Genomic DNA, 25,430 nt, shown 5'->3' on the forward strand with positions numbered 1-25,430 from the left:
CGGACCTGGGTCGAGCCTCACACGGACAAGCGGATTGCGCGACCAGAAGATGGCGTGCGATCTACTGATCCCGCGGGTTCCGCCCTACAGCTGGCCCACCACGTGGTCGATGCAGGCGGTCAGCGCGCTGACGTCGTCGGGGTCGACGGCCGGGAACATGCCGATCCGGAGCTGGTTGCGGCCCAGCTTGCGGTAGGGCTCGGTGTCCACGACGCCGTGCGCGCGCAGGGTCTTCGCGATCAGGGCGGCGTCGACGGACTCGTCGAAGTCGATGGTGCCCACGACGTAGCTCCGCTCGTCCACCCGGTCGACGAAGGGCTGGGTGTGGTCGTTCTTCTCCGCCCAGTCGTAGAGCCGGCTGGAGGACTCGCGGCTGCGGGCGACGGCGCCGGAGAGCCCGCCGAGGCCGAGCATCCAGTCGATCTGGTCGGCCAGCAGGAACAACGTGGCGACGGCGGGGGTGTTGTAGGTCTGGTCCTTGCTGCTGTTGTCCACGGCGATCGACAGGTCGAGGAACCCGGGGATCCAGCGGTCGGAGGCCTTGATCTCGGCGACCCGCTCGAGCGCGGTCGCCGACATCAGCGCGATCCACAGCCCGCCGTCGCTGGCGAAGGACTTCTGCGGTGCGAAGTAGTAGACGTCGGTCTGCGCGATGTCGACCGGTAGCCCGCCGGCGCCGGAGGTGGCGTCGACCAGGACCAGCGCGTCGTCGTCCGCGCCGGCCGGGCGGGTCACCGGGGCCATCACGCCGGTGGAGGTCTCGTTGTGCGCCCACGCGTAGGCGTCGACGCCGAGGTGCGCCGGTGGCAGCGCCAGCGAGCCCGGCTCCGCCTTGGCCACCAGCGGCGGCTGCAGGAACGGCGCGTCGGCCACGCCGGAGGCGAACTTCGCGGAGAACTCGCCGTAGCTGCCGTGCGCGCTCTGCCGGCGGACCAGCCCGATCGTCGCGGCGTCCCAGAACGCCGTCGTCCCGCCGTTGCCCAGCACCACCTGGTAGCCGTCGGGCAGGTCGAAGAGCTGGGTCAGCCCCTCGCGCACCCGCTTGACCAGGCCCTTGACCGGCGCCTGCCGGTGCGAGGTGCCCATCAGCGCCGCCCCGTCGGTGGCCAGCGCCTGCAGCGCCTCGGGCCGCACCTTCGACGGGCCGCACCCGAAGCGCCCGTCCTTCGGCAGCAGGTCAGCGGGGATGGTGATGCTCATGTGGCATGCCCTTCAGGTCTTTGTGGCCCCCTGCAGGGTCCCGCCCCGAGCCTGCGAGGGGTGGGGGGCAGGGGGTCCTTGATCACGCGGGAGTGGCCTCGGTGATGGCCTTGGTGGTGATGGTGTCCCAGCCCTCGACGTCCTCGGGCCGACGCGGGTCGGGGCCGACGTACCGCGCGGAGGGGCGCACCAGCCGGCCGGTGTTCTTCTGCTCCAAGATGTGCGCGCACCACCCGGCGGTGCGGGCGCAGCTGAACATCGAGGTGAACAGGTGGCTGGGCACCTCGGCGAAGTCCAGCACGATCGCGGCCCAGAACTCGACGTTGGTCTCGATCGGGCGGTCCGGGCGGCGCTCGCGGAGCTCGGTCAGCGCGGCCTGCTCCAGCGCGCGGGCGGCCTCGAACCGGGGGGCGCCCAGCTCCTCGGCGGCGCGGCGGAGCACCCGTGCGCGGGGGTCCTCGGCGCGGTAGACGCGGTGGCCGAAGCCCATCAGCCGATCGCCCTTGTCGAGCAGGTCCTTGACGTACCGCGTCGCGTCGCCGGAGGCCTCGACGCCGTCGAGCATGTGCAGCACCCGGGACGGCGCACCGCCGTGCAGCGGGCCGGACATGGCGCCGATCGCGCCGGAGAGCGAGGCGGCGACGTCGGCACCGGTGGAGGCGATGACCCGGGCGGTGAACGTGGAGGCGTTCATGCCGTGCTCGGCGGCTGAGGTCCAGTAGGCGTCGACGGCGGCGACGTGCCGCGGGTCGGGCTCGCCGCGCCAGCGCACCATGAACCGCTCGACGATCGTGCCGGCCTCGTCGACCCGCGCCTGCGGGACGGCCGGGACGCCCGTGCCGCGCGCGGACTGCGCGACGAAGGACAGCGCCGTCACCGCGGACCGGGCCAGGTCGTCGCGGGCCTGCTCGGCGGAGATGTCCAGCAGCGGGCGCAGGCCCCAGATCGGGGCGAGCATCGCCAGCGCCGCCTGCACGTCGACCCGTACGTCACCGGTGTGCACCGGGACGGGGAACGGCTCGGCCGGCGGCAGGCCGGGCCCGAACGCGCCGTCGACCAGCAGCGCCCACACGTTGCCGAAGGTGACCGTGCCGACGAGGTCCTCGATGTCGACGCCGCGGTAGCGCAGCGCGCCGCCGTCCTTGTCCGGCTCCGCGATGGTGGTCTCGAAGGCGACGACGCCTTCCAGCCCGGGGACGAAGTCGTCAGCCATCTCGCATGCTCCTCTGCGCGCGGGTGGGGACGGCGCTGGACCAGCGCTCGACGAGGCACAACCTAGGCGGTCCGGGGCGGGCCGGTGAACCCGGGCAGCGCCGGTGTCCACGGTCACACGGCGGCGCCCGGCGCCGCGGTGACAGCATGAGGAGGTGCCCGACCTGATCCGCATGCGCAGGGACTACGACGACGGCGCCTTCGGGGAGGACGGTCTCGCCCCCACCTGGCTCGAGCAGTTCGACCGGTGGTTCGCCGACGCCGTGGCCGCCGACCTCCCCGAGCCCAACGCGATGGTGGTGGCCACCGCCGACGCCGACGGCGCTCCCGACGCCCGCGTCGTGCTGATGAAGGGCTACGACGTCAGCGGGTTCGTCTTCGGCACCAACTACGCCTCGGCCAAGGGCGCGCAGCTGGCGGTGAACCCGCGGGCGGCGCTGGTGTTCCCCTGGCACGCCCAGCAGCGCCAGGTGCGGGTCAACGGCACCGTGGAACGCATCGGCGACACCGCCTCCGACCTGCTCTGGGACCCCCGGCCCCGGGGCTCGCAGCTGGCCGCCGCCGCCTCGATCCAGTCGACGGTGGTCGAGTCGCGCGAGCTGCTGCGCACCCGGGTGACCGAGCTGGACGCGCAGACCCCGCCCGGGCAGCTGCCCCGGCCGGTGAACTGGGGCGGGTACCGGGTGCTCCCCGAGCGGGTGGAGTTCTGGCAGGGCGGTCACGACCGGCTGCACGACCGGCTGGTGTTCGTCCGCGACGACGAGGAAGGCGGCGGCTGGGTCGTGCAGCGCCTCGCCCCATGAACGACCCCGTCGCCCCCCACGACTCGCACGCTCGCCGTGGGCCCCTGCGACGGGGCCGTTCCAGCACGTCACCCCCGCTGACGCCCGTCGACCCGGTCGAGGGGGGCGGGCCGGTCGAGGAGCCGCAGCCGGCCCGGCGCCGCAGCTGGGCGATCGACACCTCGCCGCTGCGCAACCGCGCCTACCGGCGGGTGTTCGGCGGCGTCACGGTCACCATGCTCGGCCAGCAGATGACGCTCGTCGCCGTCCCGTACCAGGTCTACGAGCTGACCGGCTCCTCGCTGATGGTCGGCCTGACGTCGGTCGTCGCGCTGGTGCCGCTGGTCGTGTTCGGCCTGCTCGGCGGGGCGATCGCGGACGCGATGGACCGGCGCACGCTGATGCTGGTCACCTCCGTCGGCGCCGCGGTCACCAGCGCGCTGCTCGCGGTGCAGGCGCTGCTGCCCGGCGACGGCCACGTGGCCGTGCTGTGGGTGCTGGCGGCGGCGGTGTCGGCGTTCGCCGCGGTGAACCAGCCTGCCCGCAGCGCGGTGATCCCGGCGCTGGTCGGGCCCGAGGGCGTGGCGGCCGCGAACGCGCTGGCGATGACCGTCCGGCAGGCCGGGGTGATCGTCGGTCCGCTGCTGGCCGGGCTGCTGATCGGCGTCGGCGACCTGTCCGTCCTCTACACGATCGACGCGCTGGGCTTCCTCGCCGCGGTCCTGCTGCTGCGCGGCCTGCCGCCGCTGCCGCCCGGCGGCGTCACCACGGGCCCGCTCAGGCTGGGCGCGGCCGTGCGCGGGGTCGGCGAGGGCTTCGCGTTCCTGCGCACCCAGCCGGTGCTGCTGATGACCTTCGTCGTCGACGTCATCGCGATGCTGTTCGCCTGGCCGCAGGCGGTGTTCCCGGAGCTGTCGGTGACCACCTACGGCGGGGACGCCAACAGCCTGGGCTGGCTGTTCGCCGGGGTGTCGATCGGGTCGCTGCTGATGGGGCTGAGCTCGGGCTGGGTCAGCCGGGTCGACCGGCAGGGCGCCGTCGTGCTGGCCGCCATCGCGGTGTGGGGCGTGGCGATCATCGGGTTCGGGCTGGCCTCGACGCTGTGGCTGGCGGTGCTGTGCCTGGCGGTCGCCGGTGCCGGGGACATGGTCAGCGCGGTGCTCCGCACGTCGATGCTGCAGAGCGCCGCGCCGGACGAGATGCGCGGCCGGATGCAGGGCGTGTTCATCGTCGTCGTGGCCGGCGGGCCGCGGCTGGGCGACCTGCGCGCCGGCGTGCTGGCCAGCTCGGTCGGCGTCAGCGCGGCGATGGTGTCCGGCGGTGTGGTGATCATCGTGGCGATGCTGCTGGTCGCCGTCCTGGTGCCGTCGTTCTGGCTGTTCCGCGCCTCGCGGGCCGAGGAGCTCGCCGAGTCCGCCCGCCGGAGGATGGCCGGGAGCTGATCGTTGGCGCTTGCACCCGGGGTCGGCGGGTAGCGGGAGGGCATGGCTCTCCCGAAGGTCCTCGTGTTGGTGCTCGCCGGTGGCAAGGGCAGTCGTCTGGAGCTGCTGACCGAGACCCGGGCCAAGCCCGCCGTCCCGTTCGCCGGGGTGTACCGGCTCATCGACTTCCCGCTGTCCAACTGCGAGCACTCCGGCATCGCCGACGTCTGGGTGTCGGTGCAGTACCAGCCGCAGTCGGTGAACGAGCACCTGGCCAACGGCCGCCCGTGGGACCTGGACCGGACCACCGGCGGGCTGATGATGCTCACGCCGTTCCAGGGCAGCGAGCGCGGCGGCTGGACCGAGGGCACCGCCGACGGGCTGTGGCGGCAGTCGGAGCTCATCCGGCAGTTCGACCCGGACGCGCTGGTCGTGGTCAGCTCCGACGCGGTCTACAAGCTGGACTACCGCGAGGTCGTCGACGCGCACCTGGCCTCGGGGGCGGAGGTCACGATGGTGACCACCGAGGTCGACGCGGACGACGCGTCGCGCTACGGGATCGTCGTCGTCGGTGACGACGGGCAGGTGACCGACTACGCCTACAAGCCCGACGAGCCGGCGAGCACCACGGCCACCAACGAGGTCTTCGTGTTCTCGCCGACGGCGACCCTCGACCGGCTGCAGGCGCTGAAGGACCAGGTCGGGGACGACGGACTGGAGGACCTCGGCAACCACCTGCTGCCCGCGCAGACCAAGGACGGCCTCGCCCGGGCGTACCGGCTGGAGGGCTACTGGCGGGACGTCGGCACGGTCGAGTCCTACTGGCAGGCGCACCGCGACTTCCTGTCCGCGGACCCGCCCATCGACCTCGACGAGCTCGACTGGCCGATCCACACCCGCGGCGGGCGGCACAGCGCGGCCCGGGTGCTCGACGACGGGCAGATCGAGAACAGCCTGCTCTCCGGCGGGACCCGGGTCTCGGGCAACGTCCGGGGCTCGGTGCTGTCGCCCGGGGTGGTCGTCGAGGCGGGCGCCACGGTCCAGGACTCGGTGCTGCTGCCCGGCGTCCACGTGCGCGCGGGCGCGACGGTGACCCGCGCCGTCCTGGACGACAACGTGGTGGTCGGCGCCGGCGCGACGGTCGGCGGGGACGGCGACATCACCCTGGTCGGCCGGGAGGCGACGGTGCCCGACGGCGGCCAGGTCCCCGCCGGCGGCCGCCTCCCCGAGCCCGAGCGCGACTGACCGCCTGAGGGGCAGAAGTGGCCACTCCTGCCCCTCAGGCGAGGGCGCCGGCGACCACCTTCAGGTCGGCGACGAGGGCGTCGTAGGCGGCGGCCCGGGCGTCGTCCGGGGTGCGCAGGACGGCGGAGGGGTGCGCGGTCGCCAGCATCCAGGTCTGGGCCGGCACCTCCTCCTCGGGCTCGTCGCCGTCGGCGTCCGGCTCGGTCAGCGGCAGGGCCGGCCGGCCGGGGGGCGTCCAGGGCAGCAGCTGGCCGCGGTCCTTGGTGATCCGGAACGACGGCGAGATCAGCGCCTTCGCCGCGACGGCGCCGAGGCAGACCACGACCTCGGGCTGCAGGACGGCGAACTCGGCCTCCAACCACGGCCGGCAGGCCATCAGGTGCTCCGCGCCCGGGGACTGGTGGATCCGCCGCTTCGGCGTGGGCGTGAACCGGAAGTGCTTGACGGCGTTGGTGATGTAGGCGTCCCGGCGGTCGATGCCGGAGTCGGCCAGCGCCTTGTCCAGCAGCCGGCCGGCCGGGCCGACGAACGGCTCGCCCTTGCGGTCCTCCTGGTCGCCGGGCTGCTCGCCGACGAAGACGATCCGGGCGGTCTCCGGACCCTCGCCGAACACGGTCTGGGTGGCCGGCTCCCACAGCTCGCAGGCGCGGCAGCCGGCCGCGGCCTCGCGCAACCCGCTCAGCCCGACTCCGGAGGGCGGCTGGGCCGGGTGGTTCTCGGTGCTCATGCCCTTGATGACACCCGACGGAGGGCTGGGCCGCAGCCTGGGACGCCGATACGGTCGGTCCCGGGCCGCAGCCGCACCGGAGAGTTCACTTGACGAGTCGGAAAGTGATGCGCCAGTCTTTCCGGTATGGAAAGTGACGGCGGCAGGCAGACGACGACCCGCGGAGGAGCTGTGCTCGAGTTCGACGGCCTGTACAAGGCCTACGGCGACAACCAGGTGCTGGAAGGCGTGAGCTTCACCGTCGCGCCCGGGCAGATGTTCGGCTTCTGCGGGTCCAACGGTGCGGGCAAGACCACGACCATGCGGATCGCCATGGGCCTGGCCCGGGCCGACGCCGGTGAGGTCCGCTGGCAGGGCAGTCCGGTCGACGAGGCGGTCCGCCGCCGGATCGGCTACATGCCCGAGGAGCGCGGGCTGTACCCGAAGATGAAGGTCGGCGAGCAGCTCACCTACTTCGCCCGGCTGCACGGCCTGGACGCCGCACCCGCCGCACGCGCCGCCGAGCACTGGGCCGAGCGCCTGGGCCTGGGGGAGCGCCGCGGCGACAAGGTCGAGAAGCTGTCGCTGGGCAACCAGCAGCGCGTGCAGCTCGCCGCCGCGCTGGTCAGCGAGCCCGACGTGCTCATCCTCGACGAGCCGTTCTCCGGCCTGGACCCGGTCGGCGTCGACTCGCTCGCCGAGGCGCTGCTCGAGCAGTGCCGGCGCGGCGTCCCGGTGGTCTTCTCCAGCCACCAGCTCGACCTCGTCGAGCGGCTGTGCGACGCGGTCGGCATCCTCGCCCGCGGCAAGATCGTCGCCAGCGGCACGGTCGACGAGCTGCGCTCGGGCGCGGCCGGCCGGCAGCTGCGGGTGGTCGCCCCGGACGCGCCGCACGGCTGGGCGGCCGCGGTGCCGGGGGTGCGGGTCGTCTCCGAGCAGCGCGCCGACGTCGTCCTCGAGCTGGGTCCCGGCACCGACGACCAGCAGGTGCTGGCCGCCGCGCTGGCGACCGGGCGGGTCACCCACTTCGCCTGGCGCGAGCCCACCCTGGTCGAGCTGTTCCGCGGCGCGGTCACCGACACCCGGGAGGTGGCGGCGTGAGCACCTCCGGTACCCGGCCGCACACGCCGGCCCAGCTGGTCCGCCTGGTCGCCGGCCGGGAGGTCTCCACCCGGATCCGGGACAAGGGGTTCCTGCTCGGCTCCGGCGTCCTGATCGTGCTGATCCTGGGCATGCTCGTCTTCCAGGTGGCGATCAACAGCGGCGGCGAGTCGACCAGGCTGGCGGTCGTCGGGGGGAGCGCGGCCGTCACCGACGCGCTCGAGGCGCAGGGCGAGGCGCTGGACACCGACGTCTCGGTCGTCGACTACGACGACGAGGCCGCCGCCCGCCGCGCGGTCGAGGACGGCGACGTGGACGCCGCGCTGCTCAGCCCGTCCGCCGCCCAGCCCGAGCTGCTCGTGGAGAACGACGGCGGCACCGCCGAGACGATCGTCCAGGGCGCGGTGCAGGGCATGGCGGTCAGCCAGCAGCTGGCCGACGCCGGCGTGCAGCTGCAGAGCCCGCCCGAGGTCGACGTCGTCGCGCTCGACCCGGACGCCGACGCCGACACCGAGGCGGCGGTCGTCGCGCTGGTCGGGGTGGTCGTGCTCTACAGCCTGCTCATCCTGTTCGGCCAGTTCGTCGCGCAGGGCGTGGTCGAGGAGAAGTCCAGCCGGGTGGTCGAGCTGCTGCTGGCCACCATGCGGCCCTGGCAGCTGCTCGCCGGCAAGATCCTCGGCCTCGGGCTGCTCGGGCTGGGGCAGATGCTGGTGATCGCGGTCATCGGCGTCGCCGGGGCGCTGGCCTTCGACGTCGTCGAGCTGCCCGGCCGGCTCATCGGCACCGTCGTCACGGTGGTCGCCTGGTTCGTGCTCGGCTACGCCTTCTACGCCTCGGTGTTCGCCGCCGCGGCGTCGCTGGTCAGCCGGCAGGAGGACCTGGGCAGCGTCATCACCCCGGCGTCCCTGCTGCTGGTGGTCGGTTTCGTGGTCTCCATCCAGGCCGCCCAGGAGCCGACCGGCACGCTGGCCACGGTCACCTCGTTCGTCCCGGGGCTGTCGCCGCTGGTCATGCCGGTGCGGCAGGCCGCCGGGGGAGCGGCGTGGTGGGAGGTCGTGGTCGCCGTCGTCCTGATGCTGGTCTCGATCGCCGCCATCGTCCGGGTCGGCGGCCGGGTCTACTCCGGCGCGCTGCTGCGCACCGGCGGCAAGGTCAAGCTCCGTGAGGCCCTGAGCGCCGAGCGCGCCTGATGAAGGACCCGGGTGCCCCCCACGACGCGCTCCGCACGCCGCGGGCCCCTGCACCCGGGCCGTTCCATCACCTCGCTTGGGAGAGGGCGCCGAGGGAGCCGCGGTAGGGGTGTGCGGGCGGGCCGGTGACGCCGGTGCGGACGGTGAACAGCCGGCCGGCGTCGGGCTGGGCGGCGCGGGCGTCGTCGTCCAGCCCGTGCACCGAGGTGCTGATCACGAGCAGGTCCCCGACGAACGCGCAGCTGGTGGTGTTCTGCACGCCCGGGACGTCGACCACCGCGAGCAGCTCGCCGTCGGGGGAGTACCGCCGCACCTGGCCGCCGCCCCACAGCGCCGTCCAGAGGCAGCCCTCGTCGTCGACGGTCAGGCCGTCGGCCACGCCGTCCGGGTCGTCGTTGAAGTCGAGCAGCACCCGCCGCGGCCCGAAGCCCCCGCTGGCCAGGTCGTAGTCGAAGGCCCAGACCTGGGCTGCGCCGGAGTCGGACAGGTAGACCGTGGCGTCGTCCGGGGACCAGCCCAGGCCGTTGGACACCGTGAGCCCGTCGAGGACCGTGCGCACCGTCCCGTCCAGGTCCAGCCGGTACAGCGCACCGGCGCCGGGGCGCTCGTCGAAGGCCATCGTGCCGCCGAAGAACCGGCCCGCCCGGTCGCAGGCGCCGTCGTTCATCCGGCTGCCGCCGGCCTCCTCCTCCCCGCCCTCGCCGGTCAGCTCGATCAGCACCGAGGCCTCCCCGTCGGCGGTCAGCCGGCTGATCCCCGCCCCGGCGCCCATCAGCCAGCCGCCGGCCGCCGCCGGGACGACGAAGCCGACCGTGTCACCGCCCCGGTGCGCGGCCACGTCGACGACGTCGTCGCCCTGCACCCGGCCGCGCCGGACCTGCCCCGCGGTGATGTCCACCCACACCAGTTCCTGCGCCGCGTCGTCCCAGACCGGGCCCTCCCCGTGCTCGGCGGGTCGGGGTCCGGCGGGTGCAGCTTGCAGTCGCATCACGGGCCCATCCTCCCCAGGACACCGGGCCGTCACACCGACCACCGATACTGCGCGCGTGTCCGAAGCAACCGTCGACGTCGCCGACCTCCACGCCCCCGACGACCGGGAGTCCGAGAACCCGCTCCGCGAGGACATCCGGCTGCTCGGCCGGGTGCTGGGGGAGGTGATCGGCGAGCAGGCCGGCGCGGACGTGCTGGACCTGGTCGAGGCCACCCGGGTGGAGGCCTTCCGGATCCGCCGCTCCGAGGTGGACCGCGGTGAGCTGGCCGAGCGGCTGGCCGGGCTGGAGCCGCGCGAGGCCAACCACGTCATCCGCGCGTTCAGCCACTTCTCGCTGCTGGCCAACATCGCCGAGGACGTGCACCACGAGCGCCGCCGCCGGCACCACCGGCGGGAGGGCTCCCCGGCGCAGCCGGGCAGCCTGGCGGCCTCGCTGCAGCTGCTCGACGCCGCCGACCTCGACCCCGCCGTCGTCGCCCGGGAGCTCACCGGCGCGCTGGTCGTGCCGGTCGTCACCGCGCACCCCACCGAGGTGCGGCGCAAGACCGTCTCCCAGGTCCAGCAGCAGATCAGCGACCTGCTGCAGCGGCGCGACACCGACGACCCGGCCTGGTCGGCCCACCTGTGGCGCGAGGTGCTCACCCTCTGGCAGACGGCGCTGCTGCGGCTGAGCCGGCTGCGGCTGGCCGACGAGATCGACGAGGCGCTGCGCTACTACGACCTGTCGCTGTTCCAGGTGGTCCCGGAGATCAACGCCGAGCTGCGGCAGGCGCTGCAGCAGCGCTGGCCGGACGCCGGGCTGCTGGCCACGCCGATGCTGCGGCCGGGCTCGTGGATCGGCGGCGACCGCGACGGCAACCCGTTCGTCACCGCCGACGCGGTGCGCCGGGCCACCACCTCCCAGGCCGGGACGGCGCTGCGCCACCACCTGGCCGAGCTGGTCTGCCTGGCCGACGAGCTGTCCATGTCCGACCGGTTGGTCACCCCGACCGAGGAGCTGTACGCGCTGGCCCGGGCGGCGTCGGACGACTCGCCGTTCCGCGCCGACGAGCCCTACCGGCAGGCGCTGCGCGGCATCTACCGGCGGCTGGCGGCCACCGCCCTGTGGGTGCTCGGCGAGGTCCCCGGCCCGGCGCCGGACGCCGTCCTTCCCGCCTACGAGGCGCCGGGCGAGCTGCTCGCGGACCTGGAGACGGTCGACCGGTCGCTGCGCGGGCACGGTGCCGGCGCGCTGGCCGACGACCGGCTGGCCCGGCTGCGGGAGGCCGTGGAGGTCTTCGGCTTCCACCTGTGCGGGCTGGACATGCGGCAGAACTCCTCGGTGCACGAGGAGGTGCTGGCCGAGCTGCTGGCCTGGGCGGGGGTCTGCGAGGACTACCTGGCCCTCGACGAGCCGGCCCGGGTCGCGCTGCTCACCGGCGAGCTGCAGCTGCGCCGCCCGCTGGTGCGCCCGGACGCCGAGCTCTCCGAGCTGGCCCGCGGCGAGCTGGACCTGCTGCGCGCCGCCGCCGAGCAGGTCGCGCTGCTCGGGCCCGACGCGATCCCGAACTACGTGATCAGCATGTGCGAGTCGGTCAGCGACGTGCTGGAGGTGGGCGTCCTGCTCAAGGAGGTCGGGCTGCTGCAGTTGGACGCCGCGGGGCGGCCGACCAGCCCGCTGGGCATCTCCCCGCTGTTCGAGACGATCGAGGACCTGCAGTCGGCCGGCGCGACCCTGGCCGCGATGCTCGACCACCCGTTCTACCGGGCGCTGGTGGCCGCCCGCGGCGACGCCCAGGAGGTCATGCTCGGCTACTCCGACAGCAACAAGGACGGCGGCTACCTGGCGGCCAACTGGGCGCTGTACCGGGCCGAGCTGGCGCTGGTCGAGGTCGCCCGGGCCGGGGGCGTGCGGCTGCGGCTGTTCCACGGCCGGGGCGGCACCGTCGGCCGCGGCGGCGGGCCGAGCTACGAGGCGATCCGCGCGCAGCCGCCGGGCTCGGTCGCCGGCGCGCTGCGGATCACCGAGCAGGGCGAGGTGATCGCCGCCAAGTACGCCTCGCCGCACCTGGCCCGGCGCAACCTGGAGGCGCTGGTCGCCGCCACGCTGGAGTCGACGCTGCTGGACATCGAGGGGCTGGGGGAGGACGCCGAGGAGACCTACGCGCTCTTCGACGACCTGGCCGCCCGCGCCCGGGCCTCCTACGGCGCGCTGGTGCACGAGACGCCCGGCTTCGTCGAGTGGTTCCGCGCGGCCACCCCGATCCGGGAGCTGGCGGAGCTCAACATCGGCAGCCGGCCGCCGTCCCGCAAGGCCGGGGACAAGATCACCGACCTGCGGGCCATCCCGTGGGTGTTCAGCTGGTCGCAGGCCCGGATCATGCTGCCCGGCTGGTACGGCACCGGGACGGCGCTGGAGTCGTGGGTCGGCGACTCGCCCGACCGGCTCGCGCAGCTGCAGGACCTGCACGCCCGGTGGCCGTTCTTCCGCACGGTGCTGTCCAACATGGGCATGGTGCTGGCCAAGACCGACCTGGAGCTGGCCGCCCGCTACGCCTCGCTTGTGCCCGACGCCGAGCTGCGGGACCGGGTGTTCAGCCAGATCACCGCCGAGCACGAGCGGTCGGTGCGGATGCTGCTGGCGATCACCGGCGACGACCACCTGCTGGCCGACAACCCGTCGCTGGCCCGGTCGATCCGCAACCGCTTCCCCTACCTGGAGCCGCTGCACCACCTGCAGGTGGAGATGCTGCGCCGCCGCCGCGGCGGGGACGACGACGAGCTGGTCCGCCGCTGCATCCAGCTGTCGGTCAACGGCGTCGCCACCGCCCTGCGCAACTCAGGCTGACGACGCTCGTGCTCTGCTGCCTGTCAGGCAGCAGAGCACGAGCGCGGGCAGGAGCTCTTACGGGCGGGCGGCCTCGACGGCCTCGGCGAGGCGGCGCACGCCCTCGTCGACGTCACCGGGCTGCACCGCGGAGTAGGCGAGCCGGAAGGAGTTCTCGCCGCCCTCCAGCAGGAAGTCGGTGCCGGGCACGATCGCCACCCCGCGGGCGGCCGCCTCGGCGGTGATCCGGGCGACGTCGTGGCCCTCGCCCTCGGGCAGCGACACCCACAGGAAGTAGCCGCCCTCGGGACGGCGGAAGCTCGCCTGCGGCAGGTGCGCGCGCAGCGCGTCGTCCAGCAGACCGACCCGCTCGGCCAGCGCCTGCTTCACCCGCTCCAGCGCGGCCGGGAAGCGGTCGCCCTGCAGGTAGGCGTAGACGGTGCCCTGGGCGACCATGTTCGGTGCGATGTAGGTGTTCGTGGCCCGCACCTGGATCTTCCTGATCAGCGCCGGCGGCCCGACCAGGTAGCCCACCCGGATGCCGGGGCAGACGGTCTTGGAGAACGACGAGGCGTAGACGACGTGCTCGCTGGCGGCGCCGCCGTCCAGCTCCAGCATCCGGGGCAGCGGCTCACCGCTGAACCGGATGTCGACGTACGGGTCGTCCTCGAAGAGCACCAGGTCGTGCCGGCGGGCGAGCTCCAGCAGCCGCTCCCGCTTGGCCAGCGAGAGCGTGTAGCCGGCCGGGTTCTGGAAGTTGGGGATGACGTGGGCCAGCGTGGGGCGCAGCCCGCCCTCGAGCAGGCCGGCCACCTCCTCGACGGCGATCCCGTCCTCCTCCAGCGTCACCAGGTGCACGTCGGCGCCGCGGTTGCGCAGCCCGAGGAGGGTGCGGTCGTAGGTGGGGCGCTCGGTGATGACCGCGGCCCCGGGCGTCGCCAGCTCGTCGAAGAGGAAGGCGTCGGCCTGCATCGAGCCGTTGGTGACCAGCACGTGCTCGACCGGGACGCCGTGCTTCTCGGCGATCCACCGGCGCAGCGGCACGTAGCCGACCGCCGTCCCGTAGCCGGTCATCCCCGCCGGGTCGCTGTCGAACGCCGCGACGGCGGCCTGCTTGAGGCCCTCGACGTCGACGATGTCGGTCGACGGGGCGCCGCGCGCGAAGGAGATCATGGTGCTGGCCGGTGAGGTCTGTACCGGGGTGCTCACGGCCCTCAGTCTGCCCCACCCAGGCGCAGGCGGACGGCGGCCCTCAGCCCTCGACCGCCGCAGCGGCGGAGCGCACGGCGGCGAGCAGCTGCTCCCGGTCGTGCAGCGTCGTCCGGGCGCGGCCGTGCACGGCGCCGAGGGCGATCTCGGCGGCGTCGATGGCCCGCCAGTCGGCGAGCAGCACCGGCCGCCCGCCCCGGGCCACCAGGGTGTCCACCCAGTCGTCGTCCCCGCGGGGTGCCAGGACGCCGGACGCGGCGTCGGCCAGCAGCGAGGCGACGGTCTCCCGGGCGTCGTGCTTGTTGGTGCCCACCACGCCGGTCGGGCCGCGCTTGATCCAGCCGGCCACGTACTCCCCGGTGCTCGGCACGCCGTCGCGGAGCACCCGCCCGGCCTGGTGCGGCACCGTGCCGGCCTCCAACGGCAGCCCGGGGAGGGCGTGCCCCTGGTAGCCGACCGAGCGGACCACCAGGTCGGCGGGGAGCGTGGAGGTCTCCCCGGTGCCGACCGCGCGGCCGTCCTCGTCGACCGTCGTCCGCTCCACCTCCACCCCGGTGACCCGGTCGGTGCCCAGCAGCCGGACCGGGCGAGCGTGGAACTGCAGGCGCACCGTGGTCCAGCCGGCCACCGGCTGGTTCTCGGAGAACCCCTGCAGCGCGGCGAGGTTGCGGGCCACGTGCCGGTCCTCGGCGGCCAGCGCGGCGTCGCCGGCGTCGGTCAGGTCGCCGGGGTGCACCAGCACGGTCGCCCGGGCCAGGTGCCCCAGCTCGCGGAGCTCCTGCGTGGTGAAGGTGGCCTGCGCCGGTCCGCGCCGGCCCAGCACCGTCACCCGCTCGACGGGCGCGGCCGCCAGGGTGTCCAGCACGTGCTGCGGCATCTCGGTGGGGTCCAGCTCGGCGGGGGAGCGGGCCAGCACCCGCGCGACGTCCAGCGCCACGTTGCCGACCCCGACCACGACGACGTCCCGGGCGCGCAGCACGGCGTCCTCGACCCGGGCCCGGTCGGCGTCGGGGTGCCCGCAGTACCAGGCGACGACGTCGGTGGCGGCCAGGCTGCCGGGCAGCTCCTCGCCGGGGACGCCCAGCCGCCGGTCACCGGCCGCGCCGTAGGTGTAGACGACGGCGTCGACGTGCCGGCGCAGCTCGTCCAGGGAGAGGTCGGTGCCGATCTCGACGTTGCCGACGAACCGGACCCGCTCGTGGTCCAGCGTGTGGTGCAGCGTCTCGCGCAGCGCCCGCATCTTCACGTGGTCGGGGGCGATCCCGTGCCGGACCAGGCCGAAGGGCGTGGGCAGCCGGTCGACGAGGTCGACGGCCACCGGGACGTCGTCCTGACCGGCGAGCGCCTCGGCGGCGTAGATGCCCGCCGGCCCGGCGCCCACGACGGCCACCCGCAGCGGACGCGGTCCGGTACCTGCGGGTTCGGCCACGCCCGCATCGTCGTCCCCTGGGCGGGTAGGCGCCAGGGTGAGCCGTGCCTGCTCGGCCGACCCGACCCCTGAGGAGACCCTGTTGTCCATCACGATCGTCGCCACCATCTCGCCCAAGCCCGGCCGCGCCGACGCCGTCCGGGAGGCGTTCACCGCGGCCATCCCCAAGGTGCACGAGGAGTCCGGCTGCGAGCTCTACGCCCTGCACGAGGACGGCTACGGCTTCGTGATGATCGAGCGCTGGGCCACCCAGGACGACGTGAAGGCCCACGGCGCCGGCACGACGTTCAACCAGCTCTCCGAGAGCGTCAAGGACGACCTCACCGAGCCGATCGGCGTCCGGCTCCTCACCGCGGTCCCCGCCGGCGACGAGGCCAAGGGCGCGCTGTGACCGCCTGAGCGGAGTGCCAGGGCGCGGATGACGCGCCCCTGGCACTCCGCTAGACGGCCTGGCAGGTGGGGCACCAGAAGAGGTTGCGGCCGACCATCACCTCGGTGCGCACCTCGGTGCCACAGATCCGGCAGGGCAGGCCCTGGCGGCGGTAGACGTAGTGCGCGTCCTCCCGCAGCGCCGGGCCGCGCCGGCGCTCCCGGTCGACCCGCTCGGTGGTGACGATCCGGCCCGCCTTGACCCCGGCCTTCATCAGCACCACCAGGTCGGCCCACATCCGGTCCCACGCCTCGGCGTCGACGTCCCGGCCCGCCCGGAAGGGGCTCATCCGCTGCCGGAACAGGATCTCGGCGCGGTAGACGTTGCCCACCCCGGCGAGCACGGCCTGGTCCATCAGCAGCGCGCCGATGGCCACCCGGCTGCGGGAGATGCGGGCGAACGCCTTAGCCGGGTCCGACCGCCGGCGCAGCGGGTCCGGGCCCAGCCGGTCGAGGATGAACTGCACCTCGCCGTCGGTGATCAGGTCGCAGGCGGTGGCGCCGCGCAGGTCGGTCCAGACCCCCTCGCCGTCCTCGCCCGGGCCCTCCCAGCGCATCCGCAGCGCACCCCGGGGCGCGGGCGGCAGCCCGGTGCCGGAGGTGAACGACCCGTAGAGCCCCAGGTGCACGTGGACGACGTCCGGGCCGAAGCTGGCGAACAGGTGCTTGCCGTAGGAGGTGACGTCGTCGAGCACCCGGCCGTCCAGCAGCTCGGCCTGGCCGGCGAACCGGCCCTGCGGGCTGGTCACGTGCACCTCGCGGCCGGCGAACGCGGCCTGCTGCTCGCGGGCCAGCCGGAACAGGGTGTGGCCCTCAGGCACGGTCGATCACGCCGTCCAGCTTTCCTCCGGCCGCGGGGCGCTGCCACGAGCGGAGGGGTGAGAGAGCCGACACCGGCTCACCGGTCCCGGACGGCGTTGTAGCGGTCCAGCGAGACCAGCCGCTCGTGCGCGTGGTCGACGACCGGCTCGGGGTAGCCGGCCGGGATGCCGCCGGGCGCCGTCCACGGCTCGTGCACGTACTTCGCGTCCAGGTCGCGCAGCTCGGGCACCCACCGCTTGACGTAGGTCCCGTCCGGGTCGAACTTCTTGCCCTGGGTGACCGGGTTGAACACCCGGTAGTACGGCGAGGCGTCGGTGCCGGTGCCGGCCACCCACTGCCAGCCGTGCTGGTTGCTGGCCAGGTCGCCGTCGACCAGGTGCTGCATGAAGACCCGGGCACCCACCGTCCACTCCTGGTGCAGGTCCTTGACCAGGAAGGAGGCGACGATCATCCGGACCCGGTTGTGCACGTAGGCCTCGCCGAGCATCTGCCGCATGCCGGCGTCGACGATCGGGAACCCGGTGCGGCCGGTGCGCCAGGCCTCCAGCAGCTCGTCGGCGTGCGGGCCGGAGTCGTAGGCCATCGACTGCAGCTCGGGCTTGAGGTAGGCGCGGGCGGAGTCCGGGCGGTGCCAGAGGACGTCGGCGTAGAAGTCCCGCCAGGCCAGCTCGTCGGTGTACCGGCGCACGGACTCCCCGCCGTCGTCGTGCGCGGCCAGGTCGGCGACCAGCGTGCGCGGGTGCACGCAGCCGTACTTCAGGTAGGCCGACAGCCGGCTGGTGCCGTTCGTGCCCGGGGTGTTGCGGCCCTCGGCGTAGCCCAGCAGCCGCTCGTCGCGGAACGCCGCCCAGGCCGCGAGCCCGGCGGCCTCACCGGCCGGGGGCAGCCGGACGCCGTCCAGCTCGGGGCGCGGCGGCGGGTCGTCCGAGCGCACGCCGGTCGCCCACGGGACGTCGTCCGGGCGGGGCGCGGGAGCGTGCCAGCCGTGCTCGCGCCAGGCCCGGGAGAACGGCGTGAACACCTGGAACGGGGTGCCGTCGCGCTTGGTGACCCGGCCGGGGGCGACCAGGTAGGGGGAGCCGGTGCGGACCAGCGGGACGTCGCCCAGCGCGCGCTCGACGGCGGTGTCCCGCCGGCGGCCGTAGGGCCCGGCGTCGGCGGAGACGTGCACCGACCCCGCGCCCAGCTCGGCCACCAGCTGTGGGAGCACCTGCGCGGGGTCGCCGGTGCGCAGCACCAGCGCGCCGCCGGTCTGCTCGCGCAGGTCGGCCAGGCAGTCGAGCAGGAAGACCCGTCGGGGGTCACCGGAGGGGCCGTAGAGCCGGTCGTCGAAGACGAACACGGGCAGGACGGCGCCCTCGGGACCGGCCGCGTCGACCGCGGCCAGCAGGGCCGGGTGGTCGCCGAGGCGCAGGTCGCGGCGGAACCAGAGCAGCGCGGTGGGCACCGGTAGAGCGTAAGAAGATCGTGCCCGACCCGCTGGGTGGGTCAGCTGTTGGCGGTCGCCAGCCCGAACGTCGGGCGGTCGGCCTCGGCGACGAGGTCGAGCTCCTCCGGGTGGTCGAGGAGGTACTTGCGGATGAAGGAGCAGTAGGGGAGCACGTGCAGGCCGCGCTCACGGGCCGCGGTGAGGACGCCGCGGACCAGCTGGGTACCGAGGCCGCGCCCGCTCCGGGAGGGGTCGACCTCGGTGTGCGGCAGGGTCATCACCCCGCCGTCGACGTGGTAGCTGGCCAGTCCGACGCAGTGCTCGCCGTCCCGGATCTCGAAGCGACCCCGTTCGGGGACGTCGACCACCCTGATGTCCATCTGATCTCCACCTCCCGCGCCGCCGGCGCCGTTGCCGGGGCTCGTGCTCAGCCAAGGTAACCGTTGCGGCACGACAGCGCCCCTATCTGTCCTCACGAGTTCACCCACGGGGATGTTCCCGGGTCCCTCTGTAGTGGCCAGCTAGCCTCAACGCCGCAGACCCCACGAGCCCCCATAGCTCAGGGGATAGAGCATCGGTTTCCTAAACCGTGTGTCGCAGGTTCGAATCCTGCTGGGGGCACTCCACGGGCGCCGTCCGCAGCCGCAGCGCGGGGACGGTGCGGTGCATGATCGGGCCGATCGTCACGGCGTAGAGCGCGGTGCCGATGCCGACCGTGCCGCCGAGCAGCCAGCCGATCCCGAGCACGGCCACCTCGATCGCCGTGCGGACCAGCCGCACCGAGTGCCCGCGCGCGGCGATGCCGGTGGTGAGGCCGTCCCGCGGCCCGGCACCGAGCCCGGCACCGATGTAGGCGCCGGTGGCCACCCCGTTCAGCACGATGCCGGCCAGCAGCAGCGGCACCTGGACCGGGAGGGTCCTCGCCTCCGGCAGCACGGTCAGCGTGGCGTTGATGGTCAGCCCGACCAGCACGACGTTGCCCAGCGTGCCGACCCCGGGCCGGCGGCGCAGCGGTGCCCACAGCAGCAGGACGACGCCGCCGGTGAGGATCGACCAGGTGCCCACCTCCAGGCCGAAGGTCTCCGACAGGCCCTGGTCCAGCACGCTCCACGGCATCAGCCCGAGCCCGGCGCGCAGCATCAGCCCGACGCTGACCCCGTAGGCGGCCAGCCCGGCGACCAGCAGCGCGAACCGGGCGGGACGGCGGTCACCGGGCACCGGCTCGATCAGACGCATGCCCCCACGCTGTAGCAGCGGGAGCTCCGGGGACAGGGCCAAGTGCGACGTCTTGGCCCTGTCGGGACCAGGCCAAGTCGCGGAGGATGACGCCGTGCGCACCGACCGCCTCGCCGAGCTGCTCACCCCCTGGCTGGCCGAGGGGCCGGTCTACGCCTCGGTCGCGGCCGGACTGCGCGGGCTCGCGCTGGACGGCCGCCTCCCGGTGGGCACCCGGGTGCCCTCGGAGCGGCAGCTCGCCGGCACCCTCGGGCTCAGCCGCACCACCGTCAGCGCCGCCTACGACGTGCTCCGCGGCGAGGGGTACCTGCGCAGCGCGGCCGGTGCCGGCAGCACCGTCGCGTTGCCGTCGGTCTCCCCGGTGCGCCCGGACGCCGACCCGGGGGAGCCGGCGGTCGTCCGGGACCTCACCGTCGCGGCGGCCCCGGCGCCCGCCCAGCTGCTGGACGCCGTCGCCGGGGCCACGGCCGACCTGCGGCCGCTGCTGGCCGGGTACGGGCTGCACCCCTACGGGCTGCCCGCGCTGCGCACCGCGATCGCGGGGCACCTGACCCGGCGGGGGTTGGCCACCGCGGCCGAGCAGGTGATGGTGACCAGCGGCGCGCTGGCCGGCTGGGACCTGCTGCTGCGCACCGTCACCCGGCCCGGGCAGCGCGCCCTGGTCGAGCAGCCCACCTACGCCGCCGCCCTCGACTGCCTGGGCGCCAACCACCTGCGCCCGGTCGCGCTGCCGGTGGGCGCCGACGGCTGGGAGCTGCCGGTCGCCGCGGCCGAGATCGCGCTGGTCACCCCCGACGGGCAGAACCCCACCGGCCTGCTCGCCGACGACGCCCAGCGCCGGGCGCTGCTCGCCGCGCTCGACGCCCCGGTGGTCGTCGCCGACGAGACCTTCACCGAGCTGGTGCTCGACGGCGGGCCGCAGACCCGGCTGGCCGCGCTCGACCGCCGGGTGGTCACGGTCGGCTCGATGAGCAAGGCCTACTGGTCCGGGCTCCGGGTCGGCTGGGTGCGCGCCGAGCCGGCGCTGCTGGCCCGGCTGGCGCAGGTGCGCGGCACGATCGACCTGAGCAGCCCGGTGCTCGAGCAGCTGGTCGCCACCCGGCTGCTGGCGGTGGCCGACGAGGTGCTCGCCGACCGCGTCGCCTGGCTGCGCGCCAGCCGGGACGCGCTGCTGGCCGCGCTGGCGACCCGGCTCCCGGACTGGCGCGTGGTCCCGCCGCGGGCCGGCGCCGTGCTCTGGGCGCAGCTGCCCGGGTGCAGCTCCACCCGGCTGGCCGCGCACGCGCTCGACCTGGGCCTGCGGGTGACGCCGGGGCCGCGGTTCACCGTCGACGGCACCGCCGACCGGTGGCTGCGGCTGCCGCTGTCGGTGCCGCCGGACCAGGCCGACGAGGTCGCCGGACTGCTGGCCGCGGCGCAGGAGCGTGCGGTGGCCGGCGCCGACACCCGCCGCATCCCGGCCCGCTGGACGGCCTGAGCCAGGGGGTCGCCGGGCCGGGCCGGCACGCGGGCGACACTGGGTGCCATGACCGTCGGGAAGACCCAGCCCACCCCCCGGCCGCTGGCCGAGGACGCCCGGGCGCTGCTGCACGCCCTGCTCGCCCACGACTTCCCGGGCGCGGCCGAGCTGCGCGCCCAGGTCGACCGGGCGACGGCCACCCCCGGCTGCAGCTGCGGCTGCGGCACCCTCGACCTGCAGGTGCCCGGTGACGTGCCGACCACCTCCTCGGGTGGCGCCGCGCCGGTCGAGGGCACCGTCGTCGGCCCGGACGGGCGGCCGGTCGGCAACGTGCTGCTGTTCGTCGAGGGCGGCGCGCTGAGCAGGCTGGACATCACCTCGCACGGCGACCCGCTGCCGGTGCCCGCACCGGAGCAGGTGACCTGGGGGCGCACCGCCTGGGCGGGCCGGGACACGGTGCGGCGGCCGGCCAGCTTCCGCCGGGACCGGGCGCGCTGACCCCGGCGCCGGCCACGCTGCTGAGGACGCCGGCGGGGCCGGCCCAGGTCGGTCACAGGAAAGTGTTCAAGGACCTCGTTCACCCGGTCGATCTAGGTGATGTCAGTCGATCACCCACTGTGAGCGGAGCAACGAACGTGTCCACCCCGATGGCCGGCACCACCCGCGGCGTCACCCGCGTCCTCATCCTCGCCGACGCCCCGGTCCTGCGCCGTGGCCTGATCGGCATGGTCAACGAGACCGCCGGTCTGCAGGCGGTGGGCACCCCCGGCGAGCCGCGGCGGGCGCTGACCCTGGCCGAGACCGCCCGCCCCGACGCGGTCATCGTGGAGCTGGGCACCGGCCGGGCGGCGACGCTGAACGCCTGCCGGGACCTGCGCCGCCGCTACCCCCAGATCGCCATCGTCGCCGTCGCCACCTCCGAGGACCCGGCCGTGGTCAACGAGGCGCTGGCCGCCGGGGTGCGCGGCTACCTGCTGATGAACACCTCCCCGACGCTGCTGGGCTGGGCGGTGCTGGCCGCCCGCGCCGGGCGCACCGTGGTCGACCCGCAGATCCGCCGCGGGGAGGCCGGGGAGGTGCCGGTGTCCCGGGAGCTGACCCCGGAGGTGCCGCTGACCCGCCGGGAGTCCGACGTGCTCGACGAGCTGATCCAGGGGCAGTCGAACCGGGCGATCGGCAAGGCGCTGTTCATCTCCGAGGACACCGTCAAGTCCCACGTCAAGGCCATCCTGCGCAAGCTCGGTGCCCGGGACCGCGCGCACGCGGTGTCCCTGGTCCTGTCCGCCCGCAACGGCGGCACCTGCACCTGCGGCGCCCACGCCCTCACCACCGCGACCCCGGTCGTCACCGACGAGGCCGCCGAGGTCTGATCCCCCCTCCGCACGCGACAGGGCGCCGCCCCCCGAGTGGGGGACGGCGCCCTGTCGCGTCAGGCGGGAGAGGTCACTCCTCGCCCATCACCAGGCCCTCGATGTCGTGCTTCTGCGAGATGGGGGTCAGCTCGTCGACGACCGGGCACTTCAGGTGGGCGCGCACCGACTCCGGCAGCGTCTCCCAGAAGCCCTTCGTCACGGCCATGTCGTGCTTGTCGCCGTTGCCGGCGCCGGGGGCGTCGACACCGAGCACCAGCACCGGGCGGGGCTTGTCCGACTGGCTGGCCGTGCCGCGGTGGATGGTCAGCGCCGAGCGGATCGAGATGTCACCGCGCTGGGGGAACTTGCGCACCGCGCGCTCCTGGAAGCGGGGGTACCAGGTCTTCGGCGGGAACATGCCGTGGTTGAACGACGGGTCGTCGTCCCACTGGGTGCCGGGGGCGATCTCGAAGGGGCCCATGTCCTCCTCGGTGTCGACCGCGGTGGCGTTGATGGCCAGCGAGTTGAGCTTCCGCTCGTTCCGGGTGACGTCCGGGGACGGGAAGTCGCGGTGCCAGGGCTGGTTCTTCGCCCCGGGGAACGGGATGTCGAAGCCGATCTCGACGATCTCGTAGTCCGGGCCGAGCACGGCCTCGCAGACGCCGGTCACCGTCGGGTGGGAGACCAGCTCGAGGAAGCCGCGGATCTGCTCCGGGTGCACCTCGACGTACCAGCGGTTCGGGCCGCGGCCGATGGCGCCGCCCTCGCGGGTGCGGGCCTCGGCGAACGCCACCTCGATGTCCTCGCGGAGCCGGTCGGCCCACTCGGTCGGGAAGGCACCGGGGACGCCGACGATGCCGTCGGTGTAGATGGTGTCGCGCTTGGCCTGGACGTCGGTGTCCGTGGCGGCCGGGGACGTGGTCGTCATCGTGTTCTCCCTCTCCGTGGGTACGACCATCTTGCAACGTGGCATGCCACGTTGCAAGAGATAGAGTGAGCGAGTTCGGCAGACCAGGGGAGGAGCCCGGCATGGTGCGCCTGCGCGACGTCGCCGCCCACGCGGGCGTCTCGGTCCGGACCGTCTCCAACGTGGTCAACGACTTCCGCTACGTGGCCCCCGACACCCGGGCCCGGGTGCAGGCCAGCATCGCTGCGCTCGGCTACCGGCCCAACGTGGCCGCCCGCACGCTGCGCAGCGGCCGCACCGGGCTGCTCTCGCTGGTGGTCCCGGAGATCGACTCCCCGTACTTCTCCGAGCTGGCCGCCCGCACCGTCCGGATCGCCGAGGCCGAGGGCTGGACCGTGCTGATCGACCAGACCGACGGCGACGGCGAGCGGGAGCGCCGGTTGCTGCGCGGCGAGCGCAGCCAGCTGGTCGACGGGGTCATCTTCAGCCCGTGGTCGGTCACCGCCGAGGAGCTCGCCGAGCGCCCCGACGCCACCCCGATCGTGCTGCTCGGCGAGCACGCCGGCACGCCGCCGGTCGACCACGTCGTCATCGACAACGTCGCCGCGGCCGCCGCGGCCGTCACCCACCTGGCGGAGCGCGGCCGGCGCCGGATCGCCGCGGTGGGGGCGTCGTCGGAGCCCGCCAGCGAGACCGCCCGCCAGCGCGAGCTCGGCTGGCGGCAGGCGATCGCGGCGGCCGGGCTGCCGGCGATCGCGGCGCCGGTGACCTCGCTGCACCGAGCAGAGGGCCACCGGGCGATGACCGAGCTGCTGCGCGCCGACGCGGCTCCGGACGCGGCGTTCTGCTTCAGCGACGAGCTGGCCCTGGGTGCGCTGCGCGCCGTCGTCGACGCCGGCCTGCGGGTGCCCGAGGACGTCGCCCTGGTCGGCTTCGACGACGTCGAGGACGGCCGGTTCGCCGTCCCGCGGTTGACCACGATCAGCCCGGACAAGGACGGCATCGCCCGGCTGGCGCTGCGGTCGCTGCGCGAGCGGCTGGCCGGCGACGAGAGCCCGGCCCGGGTGATCACCGCCCCGCACCGGCTCGTGGTGCGCGAGAGCAGCTGACCGCTCGGTAGCGTCAAGCAGCGTTGAAGTTCAGCGTCTTGATGTTGAAGGCGATGGCGTTGGGTGGGCGTAGGGACTGGGTCAGTGTGGTCCACGCCGGGTGGTCGGTCATCTGGGCCAGCTTCACGGTCAGCAGGTCGCGTAGGCCTTCGATGGACCAGCGGCTGCCGCCGATGTCGGTGCGGGCGTTGAGTTCGCGCATGACCCGCTCGAGGACACCGGAGCCGAGTTCGGGTCCGCCGAGGTGGGCCAGGCGGGCGCGGAGTTCGGGGCGCAGGCAGGTGAAGACCTGGTCGCGGGCGCCGGCGAGCAGCTCACCGGCGGCGTGGTGGCCCTCGGCGGTGACACTCGCGGTGAAGGCGTCGTAGGCGGCCAGCGCCTGGGCGTGGGTGAGGCGTTCACGGGCGACCCGGTGCAGAAGGTCGGTCAGCTCGGTGCGCCTGGTGTTGGCCCAGGCTGCTGGTGCCTTGTCGGCGTAGAGGGCCCAGCGCAGTGCGCGGGGCAGGTGCCACCAGCAGCGCTGGATCGGCACGTCGGGCCACAGCGTCTGGGCCAGCGTGGTGATCGCCAGTTCACCGTCGACGACGACCATCGCCGGCGGGCGCAGGTCGCGGAGCTGGTCGGCCATCGCCGACCACGGTTGGCCCACGGTCAGCCCGAGCAGGGTCGTGGTGGCCCGCCGCCGCCGGCGCGGCCCGCCCCTCCCGGTCACGCCCAGGGCGATGTTGCCGTTGACGCCCAACCGGCGCCGCCCCGCACGCATCCCGGTGCCATCGAAGATGACCACCTGGGCACCGGCGGGCGCTCCGGGCACGTCCGGGCGCCCGACGCCATCGAGCAGCGGCGCCAGATCGGCCACCGCGGCATGCGCCCGCCCGGCCGAGCCCGGCAGCCCGAAGGAGGCGGCGACCGCACCGGCCCGGGCGAAGGACATCTGCGTGGCCAGCTCGGCCAGTTCCACCATCAGCCGGTCGGTGCGCCTCTTGCCCGACAGATCCAGCAGCAGGAGCAGTGGGGCGAACACCCGCCGGCAGGACCGGCAGCCGACGTTGGCCAGCCGGATCTCCACCACCCCCGCGGCGGTGCTGAACTTCCGCAGCCGGGTGCGCTTGCCCTTGCGCTCGAAGTCGCTCATCACCCCACACCCCGGGCAGCCGAACGGCGCCGGCAGCTCCCGCACCGGCAGCCACTTCCGGCCACACACCCGATCGATGAGCCTGTCCTGCAGCTCCTCCAACGCCGCAGCCAGGGCTGCCGCCGGCAGTTCCTCGCGCATCGCCACCGCCCATGCCTCCAGCTGCGACCAGCTCAGCGACCCACCGAGCTCAGGCAGCTCCGCGGTCAGGGCGAGAGTAGTGACCGGCATGTGATGACTCCTCGGAACCGAGAGCCATC

The 25,430-nt window shown here is 74.4% G+C and carries 23 protein-coding genes and 1 tRNA gene; 12 read left to right on the top strand and 12 right to left on the bottom strand.

Annotation, left to right across the window (positions count from 1 at the left end):
- Positions 1-84 precede the first annotated feature (84 nt).
- Both serC and MODMU_RS04235 read right to left on the bottom strand, forming a co-directional pair.
- Positions 85-1,200 carry a phosphoserine transaminase gene (serC, locus tag MODMU_RS04230; protein WP_014738936.1) on the bottom strand — a complete coding sequence of 372 codons (1,116 nt, stop codon included), beginning with the start codon at positions 1,198-1,200 and terminating at the stop codon, positions 85-87.
- Positions 1,201-1,282: 82 nt separating this feature from the next.
- Positions 1,283-2,413, bottom strand: a complete 1,131-nt coding sequence (locus MODMU_RS04235; RefSeq protein WP_014738937.1) for a citrate synthase 2 — start codon at positions 2,411-2,413, stop codon at positions 1,283-1,285.
- Between the two features lie 154 nt (positions 2,414-2,567).
- Between MODMU_RS04235 and pdxH the strand changes: the two genes are divergently transcribed.
- The 3 genes from pdxH to MODMU_RS04250 are packed head-to-tail and all read left to right on the top strand — an operon-like array spanning position 2,568 to position 5,860.
- Positions 2,568-3,215 (top strand): pyridoxamine 5'-phosphate oxidase, encoded by a 648-nt coding sequence (gene pdxH / locus MODMU_RS04240; protein ID WP_014738938.1) that lies wholly within the window; start codon positions 2,568-2,570, stop codon positions 3,213-3,215.
- Complete coding sequence (locus MODMU_RS04245) at positions 3,212-4,636, top strand: MFS transporter (protein ID WP_014738939.1); 1,425 nt, start codon at positions 3,212-3,214, stop codon at positions 4,634-4,636. The genes pdxH and MODMU_RS04245 overlap by 4 nt, the downstream gene beginning before the upstream one ends.
- A gap of 42 nt (positions 4,637-4,678) precedes the next feature.
- Positions 4,679-5,860, top strand: a complete 1,182-nt coding sequence (locus MODMU_RS04250; RefSeq protein ID WP_014738940.1) for a glucose-1-phosphate adenylyltransferase family protein — start codon at positions 4,679-4,681, stop codon at positions 5,858-5,860.
- Between the two features lie 34 nt (positions 5,861-5,894).
- On the opposite strand, the gene MODMU_RS04255 is transcribed toward MODMU_RS04250, so the two are convergent.
- Entirely contained in the window at positions 5,895-6,587 is a 693-nt protein-coding gene (locus tag MODMU_RS04255; protein WP_014738941.1) for a UdgX family uracil-DNA binding protein, read from the bottom strand.
- Positions 6,588-6,758: 171 nt separating this feature from the next.
- Here MODMU_RS04255 and MODMU_RS04260 point away from each other — a divergent pair, with 171 nt between their 5' ends.
- Together MODMU_RS04260 and MODMU_RS04265 are read left to right on the top strand one after the other, a co-directional pair.
- Positions 6,759-7,667, top strand: coding sequence for an ABC transporter ATP-binding protein (locus tag MODMU_RS04260; protein WP_014738943.1), 909 nt, complete (start codon positions 6,759-6,761; stop codon positions 7,665-7,667).
- Positions 7,664-8,857, top strand: a complete 1,194-nt coding sequence (locus MODMU_RS04265; protein ID WP_014738944.1) for an ABC transporter permease — start codon at positions 7,664-7,666, stop codon at positions 8,855-8,857. Before MODMU_RS04260 ends, MODMU_RS04265 begins: the two co-directional genes overlap by 4 nt.
- A gap of 67 nt (positions 8,858-8,924) precedes the next feature.
- Here the strand turns inward: MODMU_RS04265 and MODMU_RS04270 are convergent, their stop codons facing one another.
- Entirely contained in the window at positions 8,925-9,845 is a 921-nt protein-coding gene (locus MODMU_RS04270; protein WP_231851763.1) for an SMP-30/gluconolactonase/LRE family protein, read from the bottom strand.
- Between the two features lie 58 nt (positions 9,846-9,903).
- Here MODMU_RS04270 and ppc point away from each other — a divergent pair, with 58 nt between their 5' ends.
- Positions 9,904-12,675: a phosphoenolpyruvate carboxylase gene (ppc, locus tag MODMU_RS04275; protein ID WP_014738946.1), complete on the top strand. Its 2,772-nt coding sequence runs from the start codon at positions 9,904-9,906 to the stop codon at positions 12,673-12,675.
- Between the two features lie 57 nt (positions 12,676-12,732).
- On the opposite strand, the gene MODMU_RS04280 is transcribed toward ppc, so the two are convergent.
- Positions 12,733-13,863, bottom strand: a complete 1,131-nt coding sequence (locus tag MODMU_RS04280; RefSeq protein WP_014738947.1) for an aminotransferase-like domain-containing protein — start codon at positions 13,861-13,863, stop codon at positions 12,733-12,735.
- A gap of 43 nt (positions 13,864-13,906) precedes the next feature.
- Positions 13,907-15,292, bottom strand: a complete 1,386-nt coding sequence (locus MODMU_RS04285) for an FAD-dependent oxidoreductase (RefSeq protein WP_041794945.1) — start codon at positions 15,290-15,292, stop codon at positions 13,907-13,909.
- A gap of 82 nt (positions 15,293-15,374) precedes the next feature.
- Here MODMU_RS04285 and MODMU_RS04290 point away from each other — a divergent pair, with 82 nt between their 5' ends.
- Positions 15,375-15,683 (top strand): putative quinol monooxygenase, encoded by a 309-nt coding sequence (locus MODMU_RS04290; RefSeq protein ID WP_014738949.1) that lies wholly within the window; start codon positions 15,375-15,377, stop codon positions 15,681-15,683.
- 49 nt (positions 15,684-15,732) lie between these two features.
- Here MODMU_RS04290 and MODMU_RS04295 read toward each other — a convergent pair whose 3' ends face one another.
- From MODMU_RS04295 to MODMU_RS04305, 3 genes are all read right to left on the bottom strand, one after another.
- On the bottom strand, positions 15,733-16,542 hold the full coding sequence (locus MODMU_RS04295; RefSeq protein ID WP_014738950.1) for an Fpg/Nei family DNA glycosylase: 810 nt from the start codon (positions 16,540-16,542) through the stop codon (positions 15,733-15,735).
- Positions 16,543-16,619: 77 nt separating this feature from the next.
- A complete protein-coding gene (locus MODMU_RS04300; RefSeq protein ID WP_014738951.1) occupies positions 16,620-17,990 on the bottom strand; it encodes a cryptochrome/photolyase family protein in 1,371 nt (456 codons plus the stop codon).
- 41 nt (positions 17,991-18,031) lie between these two features.
- The gene (locus MODMU_RS04305; protein WP_014738952.1) at positions 18,032-18,352 is read right to left on the bottom strand and encodes a GNAT family N-acetyltransferase; all 321 of its coding nucleotides are present in this window, start codon (positions 18,350-18,352) and stop codon (positions 18,032-18,034) included.
- A 168-nt stretch (positions 18,353-18,520) separates the two neighbouring features.
- Between MODMU_RS04305 and MODMU_RS04310 the strand changes: the two genes are divergently transcribed.
- Positions 18,521-18,593: transfer RNA gene (locus MODMU_RS04310), tRNA-Arg, on the top strand.
- Here MODMU_RS04310 and yczE read toward each other — a convergent pair.
- The gene (yczE, locus tag MODMU_RS30420; RefSeq protein ID WP_014738953.1) at positions 18,555-19,208 is read right to left on the bottom strand and encodes a membrane protein YczE; all 654 of its coding nucleotides are present in this window, start codon (positions 19,206-19,208) and stop codon (positions 18,555-18,557) included. The genes MODMU_RS04310 and yczE overlap by 39 nt on opposite strands.
- A gap of 94 nt (positions 19,209-19,302) precedes the next feature.
- Here yczE and MODMU_RS04320 point away from each other — a divergent pair, with 94 nt between their 5' ends.
- The 3 genes from MODMU_RS04320 to MODMU_RS04330 all read left to right on the top strand — a co-directional run bounded on the left by MODMU_RS04320 (position 19,303) and on the right by MODMU_RS04330 (position 22,037).
- Positions 19,303-20,685: an aminotransferase-like domain-containing protein gene (locus MODMU_RS04320; protein ID WP_014738954.1), complete on the top strand. Its 1,383-nt coding sequence runs from the start codon at positions 19,303-19,305 to the stop codon at positions 20,683-20,685.
- Between the two features lie 48 nt (positions 20,686-20,733).
- Complete coding sequence (locus MODMU_RS04325) at positions 20,734-21,165, top strand: hypothetical protein (protein ID WP_014738955.1); 432 nt, start codon at positions 20,734-20,736, stop codon at positions 21,163-21,165.
- A 137-nt stretch (positions 21,166-21,302) separates the two neighbouring features.
- Positions 21,303-22,037: a response regulator transcription factor gene (locus MODMU_RS04330; protein WP_014738956.1), complete on the top strand. Its 735-nt coding sequence runs from the start codon at positions 21,303-21,305 to the stop codon at positions 22,035-22,037.
- A 73-nt stretch (positions 22,038-22,110) separates the two neighbouring features.
- Here the strand turns inward: MODMU_RS04330 and MODMU_RS04335 are convergent, their stop codons facing one another.
- Positions 22,111-22,947 carry a phytanoyl-CoA dioxygenase family protein gene (locus tag MODMU_RS04335; protein WP_014738957.1) on the bottom strand — a complete coding sequence of 279 codons (837 nt, stop codon included), beginning with the start codon at positions 22,945-22,947 and terminating at the stop codon, positions 22,111-22,113.
- A 101-nt stretch (positions 22,948-23,048) separates the two neighbouring features.
- On the opposite strand from MODMU_RS04335, the gene MODMU_RS04340 reads away from it, so the two are divergent.
- Positions 23,049-24,035 carry a LacI family DNA-binding transcriptional regulator gene (locus MODMU_RS04340; protein WP_041794946.1) on the top strand — a complete coding sequence of 329 codons (987 nt, stop codon included), beginning with the start codon at positions 23,049-23,051 and terminating at the stop codon, positions 24,033-24,035.
- A gap of 13 nt (positions 24,036-24,048) precedes the next feature.
- On the opposite strand, the gene MODMU_RS04345 is transcribed toward MODMU_RS04340, so the two are convergent.
- The gene (locus tag MODMU_RS04345; RefSeq protein ID WP_014738960.1) at positions 24,049-25,401 is read right to left on the bottom strand and encodes a transposase; all 1,353 of its coding nucleotides are present in this window, start codon (positions 25,399-25,401) and stop codon (positions 24,049-24,051) included.
- Positions 25,402-25,430: the final 29 nt, after the last annotated feature.

Source organism: Modestobacter italicus, from assembly GCF_000306785.1.
Taxonomy (GTDB): Bacteria; Actinomycetota; Actinomycetes; order Mycobacteriales; family Geodermatophilaceae; genus Modestobacter; species Modestobacter italicus.

Excerpts from the sequence above, each read along its gene's own strand:
- serC (WP_014738936.1), bottom strand. The coding sequence starts at position 1,200 with ATGAGCATCACCATCCCCGCTGACCTGCTGCCGAAGGACGGGCGCTTC.
- MODMU_RS04235 (WP_014738937.1), bottom strand. The coding sequence starts at position 2,413 with ATGGCTGACGACTTCGTCCCCGGGCTGGAAGGCGTCGTCGCCTTCGAG.
- MODMU_RS04245 (WP_014738939.1), top strand. The coding sequence starts at position 3,212 with ATGAACGACCCCGTCGCCCCCCACGACTCGCACGCTCGCCGTGGGCCC.
- MODMU_RS04250 (WP_014738940.1), top strand. The coding sequence starts at position 4,679 with ATGGCTCTCCCGAAGGTCCTCGTGTTGGTGCTCGCCGGTGGCAAGGGC.
- MODMU_RS04255 (WP_014738941.1), bottom strand. The coding sequence starts at position 6,587 with ATGAGCACCGAGAACCACCCGGCCCAGCCGCCCTCCGGAGTCGGGCTG.
- MODMU_RS04270 (WP_231851763.1), bottom strand. The coding sequence starts at position 9,845 with ATGCGACTGCAAGCTGCACCCGCCGGACCCCGACCCGCCGAGCACGGG.
- MODMU_RS04305 (WP_014738952.1), bottom strand. The coding sequence starts at position 18,352 with ATGGACATCAGGGTGGTCGACGTCCCCGAACGGGGTCGCTTCGAGATC.
- yczE (WP_014738953.1), bottom strand. The coding sequence starts at position 19,208 with ATGCGTCTGATCGAGCCGGTGCCCGGTGACCGCCGTCCCGCCCGGTTC.
- MODMU_RS04325 (WP_014738955.1), top strand. The coding sequence starts at position 20,734 with ATGACCGTCGGGAAGACCCAGCCCACCCCCCGGCCGCTGGCCGAGGAC.
- MODMU_RS04335 (WP_014738957.1), bottom strand. The coding sequence starts at position 22,947 with ATGACGACCACGTCCCCGGCCGCCACGGACACCGACGTCCAGGCCAAG.
- MODMU_RS04340 (WP_041794946.1), top strand. The coding sequence starts at position 23,049 with ATGGTGCGCCTGCGCGACGTCGCCGCCCACGCGGGCGTCTCGGTCCGG.
- MODMU_RS04345 (WP_014738960.1), bottom strand. The coding sequence starts at position 25,401 with ATGCCGGTCACTACTCTCGCCCTGACCGCGGAGCTGCCTGAGCTCGGT.